The sequence below is a fragment of the Gephyromycinifex aptenodytis genome, from assembly GCF_012277275.1.
In the GTDB taxonomy this organism is placed as follows: Bacteria; Actinomycetota; Actinomycetes; order Actinomycetales; family Dermatophilaceae; genus Gephyromycinifex; species Gephyromycinifex aptenodytis.
In genome coordinates, this window is record NZ_CP051155.1 from 925,241 (window position 1) to 938,032 (window position 12,792).

A 12,792-nucleotide genomic window follows, 5' to 3' on the forward strand; every position below is an offset into this window, starting at 1 on the left:
GCTGGTATAGGGCCCGGTCGACGTCCAGTGCGCCCCCCGGTTCCGCTTGGTATGCCGCGTCCGTCAGTCCCATGTCGCTGCTCCTTGGTCCGTGTGGTGGCCCGATGTGCTTGGCGAATCTGGGCCAGATCTGCTGTTCGCTGTCTGCTCTTCGACCTGGCCTACATTGCCTCGTTGTTCGCGCCTCAGCCTCACTTTGGCCCCCGACGAGGGTGCTGGGTCTCTCGCAGGAGGAGGCTGACAAGGAGGCGAGGGTTTTCCTCGACAAGGTAGGGATGGGCGAGTACATCTCGCGTTACCCCCACAGCTCTCCGGCGGCCAGCAGCAACGGGTGGCCATCGCCCGCGCCATGGCCATGCACCCCGAGGCGGTGCTCTTCGACGAGCCGACCTCAGCCCTCGACCCCGAGCTCGTCGGTGAATCCTCGCCGTGATGACCCGTCTGGCAAATGACGGGGTCACGATGGTGGTGCTCACCCACGAGATGCGCTTCGCGCGAGAGGTAGCCGACTGGGTCGTCTTCATGGGACGGGTGGCTCGCTGACGGTCTCAGGGCTGCGGCAGGCCTCCGGTGCCGGCCGCAGCCCGGGCGGGTTAGGTATTCGGGGCACCCAGCTCGATGCGTTGCGTCGGCTGCCAGATGTCGTGGCTGCGGTGCGTCACCAGCACGACCGTCGCGTCCGACATGCTCCGCACCTCGGCCGCGATCTTCTCCTCGGTGACCAGGTCCAAGGCAGAAGTTGCTTCGTCCAGGACAAGGATGGGTGCCTCCTTTAAGAAGGCGCGCGCGATAGCCACCCGCTGACGTTCCCCACCCGAGAGGGTGTTGCCCCGATGGCCGAGGGTTTGCTGTAGACCTCGCGGGTCGCGAGCGATGACATCGCCCAGCTGGGCCCGGCGTGCCGCTGCCTCGATCTGTTCCTGCGAGGCGCCGGCGTCCCCGAGTTGGATGTTCTCCGCGAGCGTGCCCGAGAACACGACCGGGTCCTGGGGAACGTAGGCGACCGACGCGGCGACATCCTCGAAGCGCTGGTCTCGTAGATCCACTCCCCCGCGTTCGACCCGGCCCTGCTGCGGGTCGTCGAAACGCATGAGCAGACCGAGCAGGGTGCTTTTGCCGCTGCCGGTCGGCCCGGTGACGAGCACTGTTGCGCCCGGGGCGATGCGGGCGTCGAGGTCGGCCAGCACGAGATGACTGACCCCCACCAGGTCGAGCTGCACTCCGTTGCCCTTGCGGGCGACTTCCGGCTCGGGCAACGGCGGCGCGCTGCGCACTTGCTCGTACTGCGTAAGGGCGGTGCGCAGGTCGTTGATCATCACCCCGGCAAGCGCCAGCGCCTCCACCGGTGCGCACGCCCGCAAGGTGAGTACGAAAAGCGCCAGGTCTGCGGAGGGATCGTGCCCGGCCCGAACCCCGAGCAGGATCGCTACCGCTGCCAGTGGCATCAGGGTTGCCAGGCCCGATGCGAGCGTGGCGAGCGCGGCCGCCTTGTTGGTGCGGGCCAGGGCGCTCTCCTGACCCTGCCACGAAGCGACCATGCGGCTCACTGCCCGCTCGGGCCCCGCGGCACTGCGCAGCAGTTCCAGATGATCGACGAACTCCATCGAGGCGCGGGCAACGGCCTGGTCCGCAGCTCCTCTACCGTCGTCGGCCCGGCGCAGCCACGCCTGGGCGAGCCACTGCACAAGGAACGAGGCCAGCACCACGACACCGACGAGCGCGGCGGTTCCCACGCCTTCGATGATCCCGATTCCCACCAGGATGAACACCGGGATGAGGGGGGCGTGGATGAGTGCCTGCAGCTGATGGGCCGGAACGCTGAGGAATGACGGGATCACCCTGCCGGCGACCGTCCCGGCGAGCGCGCGATTACCTTCGGTAAACCAGGACAGCCGGGCGCGGGCGAAGACCGATCCCAGGCCCGCGTAGAGGTCGCCCGCGATGCGCGCACCGGTCAGGAACCCGGCCCGTTGGACGAGCACGGTCACCCCGACGGCGAGCGCGGCGCACAGAAGCACCGCGCCCGGCGGGTCGCTGCGCGTGATGGCCCGGGCAAGGACGATGTAGGCGCCGGCCTCGGCCACGGCGACGCACACCCAGCCGACACCGATGAGGACCAGCCGCTTGCGGGCGACCCGAGGCAGTGCCTGCAACAACGCGGCGTTCACGGGTTTCCTCCTGCCTGGGCGATGCCGCCCTGGGCGATGGTGACGTGGTGATCCGCCGCAGCCACCACCAGCGGATCGTGGGTGACGACCAGCACCGTCTTGTCCTCGGCGTGAGCCAATCGGCGCAGGTGCGTCAGTACCTCCCGGCTCTTTTCGCCGTCGAGTGCGCTCGTGGGCTCGTCGAGCAGGATCACCGGGGCCTGGGTGAGAAAAGCTCGGGCCAGACCGACCCTTTGCTTCTCGCCGCCGGACAGGTTGACCGTGTCCGCGCGCAGATCGATCTGGAGTCCGGCGCGGTGCAGCGCTTCGGTGAGCCGAGCGTCCGACGCGTCTGGGGCGCCGAGGGCGATGTTCTCCGCAACGGTGCCGGGCAACACGTCCGCGCCTTGCGGGACCAGGAAGGTGCCCCCATCACCCGGCAGAGCGATGAGACCACTGGTCAATTCGTCCAGCCCGGCGACGGCCCGCAGCAGCGTGCTCTTCCCGCTTCCGCTGGGTCCGCTGATCGCCGTGAGGCTGGAGCCCGGGAAGGCGTGGGAGAACGTCGGCAGAAGCACCCGATCGCCCGTTCTGAGTTCCGCCCCGACCAGCTCCAGGCACGCACCGGCTGCACCGTCGCACCGGAGCCGGGTGACCTGGACGGGGCGCTCCTGCAGCACCCCCGTGATCCGCTTCGCGGCTGCCTGACCAGAACGGACGTAGTCCAGACCGTGCCCGAGTCGCAGCGCCGGGGTGACGATCGCCAGCCCGAAAAGCAGCATCGCGGCCAGCACCTCGGCAGATCGCTGATACCCAAGGGCGTAGGCGATCGCGTACGTCGCCACAGCCTGTAGGGCGGCCACGGCAAGAGCTCCGATCGTGGCCACCTGCGTCACCCAGCTCAGCATCCCGTCGGTGAATCGCTTGGTGGCAGCGCCGTACTCGGCGACTGCCCCGGCTTGGGCGCTGTACATGCGGCAGGTGCGGATGCCGTTGGTGTAGTCATCCACCGCCGTGACGATCTCGTTCATGACCTGGGCGCTGCGCGTTCCATGCCGTGCCGAGGTGCGCGGCACCACCACGAGGTAGTAGAGGGCAGCCAGCAATCCCGGGATGAGCGCCAACAGGGCCTGCGGCCCTGCCGTGCTGACGAGCAGGACCACGGTTGCCAGCGGGACGAGCGCCAGGGTGGCGATCTCCATCGGAAGGTGCGCCACGACGTTATGCAGAGCCGCTATGTCGTCGCCGACCAGACGCCGCAGCTCTTCACCGCCGTACCGGGAAAGAGTCCGCATCGGCAGGTGCGCCAGATGGGTGGCGACATCCCTTCGCAGCCGCGCCGCGAACCGCGTCTCCGCGTGATGCGCCAGCCATGAAGAGACGGCTGCGAAAGCAGCACCGGCCAGCCATGCGGCGCAGGCGCCCACCGCGATCCGCGCGCTGGACTCACCCACGAGTCGCACGATGAACCACAGCGCGCCTAGCGTGCACAGACCGCTGGCGGCGGCCGTGATGACGGCGGCGAGCAGGAGACCCCTGGCGGGGCGCATCGCGGCGACGAATGGAGCACGACGGCTCCCGGGACTCGATGTGAGCTGCTCAGACATGGGCACCTCCTCGGCTCGAGCGCGAACGTTCACGTCCGAGCGGAACCACCTGCGGGGTGCCGGCAGCAGGATCGGCGACGATCAAGCACCGCACTCCGAAGACGTGCTCGACCATGTCGGCCGTCACCACCTCGTGCGGGGTTCCGGTGGCCACGATCTGCCCGTCCTTCATCGCGATCATGTGGGTCGCGTAGCGGGCCGCCTGATTGAGGTCGTGCAGCACCGCCACGAGGGTCCGCCCGCGCAGGTACAGGTCGGTGAACAGTTCCAGGAGTTCGATCTGATGCCGCAGGTCCAGGAAGGTGGTCGGTTCGTCCAGGAGCAGAATGTCGGTTGCCTGCGCTAGAGCCATCGCCACCCAGACGCGCTGGCGCTGCCCCCCGGACAACTCATCGACCAGCCGCCCGGACAGGTCCTGAATACCGGTGGCGCCCATCGCGTCGAGGACAGCCTGCTCATCCGTCTTTGTCCATTGCCGGATGAGTTTCTGGTAGGGATACCTGCCGCGAGCAACGAGGTCGGCCACTCGGATCCCGTCCGGGGCCAGCGAACTCTGGGGCAGTAGGCCCAGGCGTGTGGCCACTTCCTTGGGTTTGAGGGTGTGGATGTCGCGGCCGTCAAGAATCACCTGTCCAAGCTGCGGTTTGAGCAAGCGTGCCATCCCCCGCAGCAGGGTGGATTTCCCGCAGGCGTTGGGGCCCACGATGACGGTGAAGGAGGTGTCGGGAATCGTGACGCACAGGTCTTGGCTGACAGGACGCTTGTCGTAACCGATGCTCAGGTGCGTGGCGTGCAGACGTGCGTCACCGACCGTGGTGGGACGGGTCATGGATGTCTTCTCGTTTCACGAATAAGGAGCCAGATCAGATAGAGACCGCCCAGGCACACCGTGATCACCCCTACCGGCACGGTTCGGTACCACTGGGCGAAGGCCAAGGAGATGCCTTGGGCGAGCGTCAGGAGGGCGCCCCCCATGAAGGCTGAGGAGGTCAGGGTCACCCCTGGGGTTCCGGTGAGGCGCCGAGCCAACTGCGGGGCCGAGAGTGCGACGAACCCGATCGGTCCGGCAGCAGCAGTGACCAGTGCGCTCGCGGCGACCCCGGCCACCAGGAGCGCCGGACGGGCTCGGGCGGAGTCGACGCCGTGCGCGAGCGCGGTGTCGTCGCCCAACTCCAGTTGACGCAGCGCGGGGGTGAGCGAACCCGCCCAGAGCAGGATGAGCGCCCCGCAGCCGACAGTTGGGGCTATCGAGGCCCACGTGACGCGGCTCAGCGAACCGGCGCCCCAGAAGCCCACGCTCATCGCGTCGTTGATGTCTGCGCGCGTGATGAGATAGGCGTTGATCGAGCCGAGCATGGCCGAGACGGCGATCCCGACGATGATGAGGCGAAACCCCTGCACACCACGCTGGTAGGCCAGGAGGTACACGACCAGCGCGGTCAGCAGGCCACCGACGACCGCCGCCCCGGCGACAGCCCAGTAGTGGCTCGTCCCCACCACCAGGATCGTGATGACGACGGCGGTGTAGGCGCCGGCGTCGAAGCCGATCACATCCGGTGAGCCCAGCGGGTTACGGGTGATGGATTGAAAGATCGCGCCGCTAACTCCCAGGAGTGCACCGAAGGCGACGGCGGCCAGCACTACTGGAACTCGCCACTGCAGCACGATCATCCGGGCGAAGGGGTCGCCGTGGCCGCTCAACGCACCGAAGATGTCGGCCGTTTCCAGTGGGTAGTCCCCGAATCGCAGGCACAGGAGCGAGACCAACACCATCAGCGCACCGAGCACGGTGTTGACGGCGACGGTGCGTAGGCCGAATCGCAGGGCAACGGCGCGGCGCATCCGCACCGTTGCGTGGGGGTAACCGAAATCGATCGCTTCACACTCGCGCGCGGCCGCCTTCACAGCCCGGCCGCCTTTGTACTGCGAACGAGCGTGATGAGTACCGGTGCACCGATCAACGCCGTCAACACCCCGGCCTCGATCTCCCCAGGACGGGCGATCACTCGGCCCAGTACGTCAGCCGCAAGAACCAGGCTCGGGGAGGCGATGGCCGTGTAGAAGAGGATCCACCGCTGATCCGGGCCGGTGAACCAGCGGACCATGTGCGGGACTGCCAGCCCGACGAAGGCGATACCGCCGGTCAGCGCCGTGGCGCCGCCCGCGAGCAAGGTGACCGCCACCAAGCCAACCACTCGGGTGCGCTGGACGTGGGCGCCGAGCGAGACGGCCTGGTCGTCTCCGAGGGCTACCGCATTCAACGAGTTCGCGATAGCCATGACCAGCAGCAGACCCAGCGCCAGAAACGGCACGACGACCAGGGTTTCCGCGACGGTGGTGCGAGCGATCGAACCCAAACCCCAACTGCGAACGGCGCGGAAGGTGTCCCGGTCGATGAGCACCATGAACGTGGACAGGGCCGTGAACACCGCCGCCAAAGCAACACCGGCAAGCACCAGGGTCACCGGAGAGGCCGAACCGCGACCGGCCGAACCGATCGTGTACACCAACACCGTGCTCACGATCGCGCCGAGGAAGGAGAACCACACCAAACCGCCGATCGAGGTGATCCCGAAGACCCCCACCCCGACAGTGATCGCGAATGCGGATCCGGCGTTGACCCCGAGGATCCCGGGATCGGCCAGCGGGTTGCGGGTGAGCGCCTGGATGAGGGCGCCGGCCACACCGAACGCCGTCCCGGCCGCGATCCCGACGAACGTGCGAGGCATCCGCAGGGACCAGACGATGGAGGAAGCTTCCGAAGTACCTGGACGCACGGTGGCTGTCCACACGTCGTCGACGGGAATGGGGTTGGCGCCGTAGGCGATGCTGAGCGTCACGGCGATCAGCAGGGCGGCGCACAGCGCGGGGATCCCCCACCGGCGCCGCTGATCGAACAGACCCGAGCGGGCACATCGCTGCTGCCGAAATTGTCGTTGCGGCACGGCAGTTGTCATCTGCTTCTCCTCATGGCGGTGGTGCAACGCGAGCCCTTCGCGCTGCACCACCGGTGGTCCTTACAGGACGTCGGCGATCATTGGGACGAGGTGTTCTGCGGCCCAGGCGTTGCCGATCGGGCCACCACTGGTGATCGCCCAGAGCAGGTCGCCACCGTCGTCGGTCTTCGGGGGCACCCGGACGAAGTGACCGGAGGAGACGGCGCGCAGGTTCTGGAAGAGGTCGCGACTGGTGAGCTTTGTCATGTCCGCCTCGCTGGCCTTGGCGCTCTGCCCCAGGACCAGCACGTCGGCATCGATCTTGGACAGCAGCTCGTCACTCACCTTGGTGTCGTTTGCGAACTCTGCCGCGAGCGGGTTCTCGCTGAACCCCAGATCGCGAAGGAATGCTGCCGGGGCAGAACCCTGCTGCGAGAAGTACTGCAACCCCGAGCCTGGGCCGTAGTAGATCGCCCACGAGGCAGTCAGCCCTGAGAATTGCGGGTTCTCCTGCCGAATCTTCGCGAACCGCGCGTCGTGGTCCTTGATGACTTTCTCGGCCGCGTCCGAAAGATCGAGAGCCTCCCCCAGCGGTCGAATGGAGTCCTGCCATTGAATGATTCGCTGGGTCGTCTTAGGGCTGGTGACGACCGGGGCGATCGTCGACAGCTTGTCGTAATAGTCGCGCAATTCCCCATAACCGGGGACCCAACCGACGGCGACGATGAGATCGGGTTTGCTCGCCGCGATCGCTTCGATGGGAATGTCCTCACCCATGACGTAGTCATAGGTGGTGAGCTTGCCTGCACCGTAAGAATCGAGATAGCCGCCCTCATTGACGAATTTCGAGCTCAGCACGGGGGTGACCCCCAGCGACATGAGCAGCTCCGTGTCGATTGCGTTCGGGACGATGGCCGCAACCCGCTCAGGCCGTTCCTCCAGGACCGTCTCCCCGTATTCAGAGGTGAGGGTGAGCGGATATTTCGTGTGACCTTCAGCCGCAGGCATCAGCTGCGATGCGCTCGTGGCAGGTGCAGCTTCGGGCTCGGCCTGCGTACCGCAGGCGGACAGAAGCATCGCCGCGCTCAGCACAGCGCCGAGCAGGCCGACGACTCTCGGCCGTTTTGTGCGTGTCATGAAATGCCTTTCATTGTTCGAGTGGTTACGCATAGGCAGACGCATATGGCGCACCGCGCCGGCAGCTATCTCGCAACCGGCAGAACCTGCGCTGGGGAACAGAAAAGGCCAACGGCTCCGTTCGATTTCACCCACCGTCAGCGGAATAGGTGCGACCCCGCGCGGAATGGCCGGTGACCATTGATTAGGCTAGCCTCACCTTGTCGAGCGCGGTTATCCCAGACTGCACGGGTGGCATACAGCGAGGACGGTGAGCAGACTGCGAGCGTTGATGACCGCGACGGGTGTTCCGCCCATCCCCGAGTCCCGCGCGTCCGCCTACGCCAACGCACGTGAGACGGCACTGTTATGGGTCTACCGCGGGGTCGCATCGGTGCGGGTTGAGGGCAGAAGGCATGTCATCGGCTCCGGGACGGGCCTGGCGATTCCGGCGGGGCTCGCTTACGACCTGCGGGTCGCGCCCGACTCGGTGGTCCTGCCTATCTTCCTGGGAGCCTGCCCACCTCAGACCTTGAGCCGGGTGGAGAAGATCGAGATCGCCGATGCCTGGTCGACCTGGTTGGTCTACCAATTCGCCAGGAGTATGGGCTATCTCAAAGGTGCGACCTCTTCGACCAGCCTGCTCGATCTGGTCGCCTCCCCCCGAGCATCAGGGCCGATCCCTGGCCCCGCGCAGGTATGTCTGCCGCCGATGCCCAACTCACCCGCGGCGCTGCGGGTCGCGCGCTCGCTGCTGCGGGCGCCTGAGCAACAGTCCGACGCCGACCAATTCGCCCGTTCGGTCAATGTCGCAGTGCGGACCCTGCATCAGCAGTTCCTCTTGGAGACCGGTCTAGCGTTCGGCAGGTGGCGCACCGCCGTGCGGGTGGCGGCTGCTGCGGACTATCTACGGATGGGGCGAACCCCTGGTGAGGCCGGGCGCCTGGTGGGATTCGCGACGCCCGCCGGGTTCACGAAGGCCTTTCGCGCCGCGACAGGGATGACCCCGGGCGAATACAGAAGATCACGCTCGGGTCAGACCCCTGAGCCGCCGCAGGAGTCCCCTACCGACCTGGTGGCCCATGACGAGCGCGAGCGTGGAGAGCGCATGCGCCTGGTACTAGCGGGCTGCCCACCACAGGTCCCCCAGACCCAGACCTGGGAGAGAGTGAATGACTTTCACGTTCTGGTGTGGCTCTATCAGGGTTCCGCGCGGGCGAGCGTCGCCGGCCGGGACAGGTCTCTACGTCGCGGGGAGGCCTTGTGGCTACCCGCAGGCGTCCCCCACAGCCTCACGATCCACCCCGATTCTCTGCTGCTGCCCCTCGGGTCCAGGCCCGCAACCTCGATCGACGCCGGACCCGAGCTATTGGTTCGTCGCTTCCCTCGCGAGGCCGAGGCCTACCTGCTCCATACCATCGTGGCCAACTACAGCCTGGTACGTCCGGAATCGCATGATGCCAGCGCTATCACCAGGCTCTTCCTGGAGAGCGTCAACATCCCCGATATCCGCCTCAGCGCCGGCCCTGCCGGGCGCAGTGTGGCCACCATCATTGATGCGGTTCGCCGTGATCCCGCCCAGCAACGCTCCCTCTCGGACTGGGCGTGCACGCTCGGGGTCGATCCGGCCGACCTCGAGCGCGCCTTCGCACGCGCTACGGGGCAGAGTTATCCGCAGTGGCGAGCCCAGGTCCGGATGACTCTGGCGCGTCAGTACCTCGAGGAGGGTTTAAGTGTCCGCCAGATCGCGCGACGGCTCGGCTATGCCCACTCCTCGGGCCTGACCAAGGTCTTCACTCAGGCCCATGGGATGTCACCGACTGCTTACCGCCGCAACGGGTGGCTGCACAGCAAAGAGGCCCTCATCGTTCGGTGAGCGACGCAGCGGACCTCATGCGCCCAGCAGTGCCTCGATGTCCTGCGCCAGGGCCGTAAACGCTTTTCCGCGATGGCTGATGGCGTTCTTCTCCTCAGGCGGCAGTTCCGCTGCCGTGCGGGTGTCACCGGCCACTTGCAGGATCGGGTCGTAGCCGAACCCGTTTTCGCCGCGAGGCTCCCGAGTCAGCTTTCCCGGGAAACGGCCTTCGCGGGTGGCGATTCGTCCATCGGGCAGCACCAGGGCGGCGCAGCAGACGAACGCTGCACCGCGATGGTCCTCGGGAACGTCGCTGACCTGCGCCAGCAGCAGGTTCAGGTTTGCAGCGTCGTCGCCGTGGCGACCGGACCAGCGGGCGCTGAACACCCCCGGCGCCCCGCCGAGCACATCCACGGCAAGCCCGGAGTCGTCAGCCAACGCAGGCAGACCCGTCGCTTCGGCCACGTATCGGGCCTTCAACAGTGCGTTCTCCTCGAAGGTCGTCCCCGTCTCGGCGACGTCCTCCAACTCGGCGAACTCATCGACCCCGACCAGTTCGCAGTCCAGCCGGCCCAGCACCTGCGCCAGGATCTCGCGTAGCTCCCGGACCTTTCCCGCGTTGCGGGTAGCCAGGACGATGCGCCGGCTCATGCCTGTCGCTCCCGGGCGGGAGCTTCCAGCGCGGACTGCTGGATACGGGTCAGTTCGGCGCATCCGATGGTGGCCAGGTCCAATAGGGAGCCCAGCTCGGTGCGGTCGAACGGCGCGCCTTCGGCAGTGCCCTGCACCTCGATGAAGCGTCCGTCGCCGGTCATGACGACGTTCATGTCGGTTCCGGCGTCGACGTCCTCGACGTAATCCAGGTCGAGCACCGGAGCCCCATTGACCACTCCGACGCTGACAGCCGCGACCGAACCGGTCAGCGGTTGCGCCGAGGCCGAGACCAGACCGGCCTTGCGGCCGTGGTTGATGGCGTCCGCCAGTGCCACGTACGCGCCGGTGATCGCCGCCGTGCGAGTGCCGCCGTCGGCCTGCAACACGTCGCAGTCCAGCACGATCGAGTTCTCCCCCAGCATGCTCATGTCGACCACCGAGCGCAGGCTGCGCCCCACCAGGCGGGAGATTTCGTGGGTGCGGCCACCGATCTTGCCCTTGACCGATTCGCGGTCGCTGCGGGTATTCGTCGAGCGCGGCAGCATCGCGTACTCCGCAGTGACCCAACCCAACCCGCTGCCTTTACGCCAGCGCGGCACCCCGGCAGTGAATGACGCGGCGCACAGCACGCGAGTACGGCCGAACTCCACCAGGACGCTGCCTTCGGCGTGGTCCAGCCAGTTGCGAGTGATGCGGATTTCGCGCAACGCATCGGGGGCGCGACCGTCGTGACGCGGCGAGGAGGTGTTGGTCATGGCGTCAGCCTACGGTGGCAGTCGTCCAGTGCCGACCTCGCGTGCCGCAGCCGGCGCCTCCTGTTACTGCGCCAGGTCGTACACCGCGCCTGCAACCGCCAACTCCACCTCACCGGGCCAGACCTGCGCCGCCTGGTCGTGGCAGATCTGCGGGTCGTTCCAGGCCGGGATGTGGGTGAGCATGAGGCGGCGGACACCGCCTGCCTCGATCGCAGCCCTGGCGACTTTCGAGCCGCTCATGTGGATGCCCTTCGCCTCGTCCCGCCCGTCCACGAACGCACAGTCGGCAAGGACCAGGTCGGCCCCTGCGCACAGTTCAGCCAGCTGGGGGCAATAGTCGGTGTCGCCGGTGTAGGCCAACACCTGACCGTCGGCCTCAACGCGCAAGCCGTACGCCTCGACGGGGTGGTAGACGGGGATCGGGGTGATCTGGAAAGGGCCGACCGCGAAGGACTCGCGGGCGCTGATGACGTTGAAGGACATGCGGCTCCCGAGGGACTCAGGCCCTTCAACACCGTAGGCCCGCCCGAGGCGTTCGGCCCCGCCGGCGGGGGCGTAGACAGGCAGCCGTTGCGCGCGCGGCTGACCTGGAGCGTAATTGAGCACCACATAGAGACTGCAGACGTCGAGGCAGTGGTCGGGGTGCAGGTGGCTCAGCACGACGGCGTCCAAGGCTCTGGGGTCAAGAAAACTCTGCAGTGGCCCCAGCGACCCGTTGCCCAGGTCCAGCACGATGCTCCACTGCCGTCCCTCGTGCTGGGCCTGAACGAGGTAGCACGACGCTGGCGACTGCGGGCCGGGAGCCGACCCCGAACAACCCACGACGCTCACCTTCATGCCACCCCTCCTTGTTCAACGTTCATCGTGCCAACTTCGGGGCCGAGGAAGCGCCGGGCGAGGCGCCGGAACTCCTCGGGGTCGCCGGTGGTGCGGAAACGGTGCACGGGCGGCGGGGCGTCGTGGTCGCGCAGTTCGCCGCTATCGGCCAGCACCCGGTAGACGTCTTTGGCGGTCTCCTCGGCCGAGGACACCAAAGTCACCAGGTCGCCCATGACGTAGCTGATGACACCGGTCAGCAGCGGGTAGTGGGTGCAGCCGAGAATGAGGGTGTCGACACCGGCTTCGCTCATCGGCGCGAGGTATTCGCGGGCCACGCTCAACAGTTCCGGGCCGCCAGTGACCCCGGCTTCGACGAACTCGACAAACCTCGGGCATGCCCGAGAGACGACCTGCAGTTGCGGAGCCGCCGCAAAGGCGTCCGGGTAGGCGTGCGAACGGTGCGTGCCCTCAGTGGAGATCACACCGACGATTCCGTTGCTGGTGGCCGCCGCGGCCCTGCGCACGGCTGGTCGGATCACTTCGACGACGGGCACGTCATAACGTTCCCGCGCGTCGTGCAATACCGCCGCGCTGGCGGTGTTGCAGGCGATGACGAGCGCTTTGACGCCAGAGTCCACGAGCGAGTCCAGGCATTCGAGCGCGAATCGCCGGGTTTGGGCGATCGGGCGCGGACCATAAGGTGCGCGTGCCGTGTCGCCCAGGTAGGAGACAGCCTCCGCCGGAAGTTGGTCCAGAACAGAACGGGCCACGGTGAGCCCGCCGTACCCAGAGTCGAAAATGCCGATCGGTGCTTCGCCTGCCACACAGGCAGGATAGGCGCTCGGCACGGGCCGGCTCGCAGGGGCGTTCACCCGCGCGCTATGGCTGTGATCACCCCTGGTT

At 67.2% G+C, this 12,792-nt stretch carries 11 protein-coding genes and 1 pseudogene; 2 read left to right on the top strand and 10 right to left on the bottom strand.

The features are described 5' to 3' along the window. Nucleotides 1-209: 209 nt before the first annotated feature. Nucleotides 210-525, top strand: a pseudogene (locus G9V96_RS15375) (ATP-binding cassette domain-containing protein); the annotation flags it as partial. A 68-nt stretch (nucleotides 526-593) separates the two neighbouring features. Here G9V96_RS15375 and G9V96_RS03900 read toward each other — a convergent pair. From G9V96_RS03900 to G9V96_RS03925, 6 genes are read right to left on the bottom strand one after another with little or no spacing between them, the layout of a single operon-like run. After that, nucleotides 594-2,168: an ABC transporter ATP-binding protein gene (locus G9V96_RS03900; RefSeq protein ID WP_168581860.1), complete on the bottom strand. Its 1,575-nt coding sequence runs from the start codon at nucleotides 2,166-2,168 to the stop codon at nucleotides 594-596. Continuing rightward, nucleotides 2,165-3,754, bottom strand: a complete 1,590-nt coding sequence (locus G9V96_RS03905; RefSeq protein ID WP_168581861.1) for an ATP-binding cassette domain-containing protein — start codon at nucleotides 3,752-3,754, stop codon at nucleotides 2,165-2,167. The genes G9V96_RS03900 and G9V96_RS03905 overlap by 4 nt, the downstream gene beginning before the upstream one ends. Further along, a complete protein-coding gene (locus tag G9V96_RS03910; protein ID WP_168581862.1) occupies nucleotides 3,747-4,583 on the bottom strand; it encodes an ABC transporter ATP-binding protein in 837 nt (278 codons plus the stop codon). Before G9V96_RS03910 ends, G9V96_RS03905 begins: the two co-directional genes overlap by 8 nt. Continuing rightward, nucleotides 4,580-5,659, bottom strand: a complete 1,080-nt coding sequence (locus tag G9V96_RS03915; RefSeq protein WP_226913456.1) for a FecCD family ABC transporter permease — start codon at nucleotides 5,657-5,659, stop codon at nucleotides 4,580-4,582. Before G9V96_RS03915 ends, G9V96_RS03910 begins: the two co-directional genes overlap by 4 nt. Then, nucleotides 5,656-6,762, bottom strand: a complete 1,107-nt coding sequence (locus G9V96_RS03920; protein ID WP_226913458.1) for a FecCD family ABC transporter permease — start codon at nucleotides 6,760-6,762, stop codon at nucleotides 5,656-5,658. The genes G9V96_RS03915 and G9V96_RS03920 overlap by 4 nt, the downstream gene beginning before the upstream one ends. A 9-nt stretch (nucleotides 6,763-6,771) precedes the next feature. Continuing rightward, the gene (locus G9V96_RS03925) at nucleotides 6,772-7,827 is read right to left on the bottom strand and encodes an ABC transporter substrate-binding protein (protein ID WP_168581863.1); all 1,056 of its coding nucleotides are present in this window, start codon (nucleotides 7,825-7,827) and stop codon (nucleotides 6,772-6,774) included. 250 nt (nucleotides 7,828-8,077) lie between these two features. Here G9V96_RS03925 and G9V96_RS03930 point away from each other — a divergent pair, with 250 nt between their 5' ends. Continuing rightward, a complete protein-coding gene (locus G9V96_RS03930) occupies nucleotides 8,078-9,682 on the top strand; it encodes a helix-turn-helix domain-containing protein (protein ID WP_226913460.1) in 1,605 nt (534 codons plus the stop codon). Between the two features lie 15 nt (nucleotides 9,683-9,697). Here G9V96_RS03930 and rdgB read toward each other — a convergent pair whose 3' ends face one another. The 4 genes from rdgB to murI form a co-directional block, all read right to left on the bottom strand. Further along, nucleotides 9,698-10,312 (bottom strand): RdgB/HAM1 family non-canonical purine NTP pyrophosphatase, encoded by a 615-nt coding sequence (gene rdgB, locus G9V96_RS03935; RefSeq protein WP_168581864.1) that lies wholly within the window; start codon nucleotides 10,310-10,312, stop codon nucleotides 9,698-9,700. Beyond that, nucleotides 10,309-11,070 (bottom strand): ribonuclease PH, encoded by a 762-nt coding sequence (gene rph, locus G9V96_RS03940; RefSeq protein ID WP_168581865.1) that lies wholly within the window; start codon nucleotides 11,068-11,070, stop codon nucleotides 10,309-10,311. Before rph ends, rdgB begins: the two co-directional genes overlap by 4 nt. 63 nt (nucleotides 11,071-11,133) lie before the next feature. Continuing rightward, complete coding sequence (locus G9V96_RS03945) at nucleotides 11,134-11,907, bottom strand: MBL fold metallo-hydrolase (RefSeq protein ID WP_168581866.1); 774 nt, start codon at nucleotides 11,905-11,907, stop codon at nucleotides 11,134-11,136. Then, complete coding sequence (gene murI, locus G9V96_RS03950) at nucleotides 11,904-12,713, bottom strand: glutamate racemase (protein WP_168581867.1); 810 nt, start codon at nucleotides 12,711-12,713, stop codon at nucleotides 11,904-11,906. Before murI ends, G9V96_RS03945 begins: the two co-directional genes overlap by 4 nt. Nucleotides 12,714-12,792 lie beyond the last annotated feature (79 nt).

Bases quoted from the DNA above. Each gene is read 5' to 3' on its own strand.
- G9V96_RS03905 (WP_168581861.1), bottom strand. From the start codon at position 3,754: ATGTCTGAGCAGCTCACATCGAGTCCCGGGAGCCGTCGTGCTCCATTC.
- G9V96_RS03910 (WP_168581862.1), bottom strand. From the start codon at position 4,583: ATGACCCGTCCCACCACGGTCGGTGACGCACGTCTGCACGCCACGCAC.
- G9V96_RS03925 (WP_168581863.1), bottom strand. From the start codon at position 7,827: ATGACACGCACAAAACGGCCGAGAGTCGTCGGCCTGCTCGGCGCTGTG.
- rdgB (WP_168581864.1), bottom strand. From the start codon at position 10,312: ATGAGCCGGCGCATCGTCCTGGCTACCCGCAACGCGGGAAAGGTCCGG.
- rph (WP_168581865.1), bottom strand. From the start codon at position 11,070: ATGACCAACACCTCCTCGCCGCGTCACGACGGTCGCGCCCCCGATGCG.
- G9V96_RS03945 (WP_168581866.1), bottom strand. From the start codon at position 11,907: ATGAAGGTGAGCGTCGTGGGTTGTTCGGGGTCGGCTCCCGGCCCGCAG.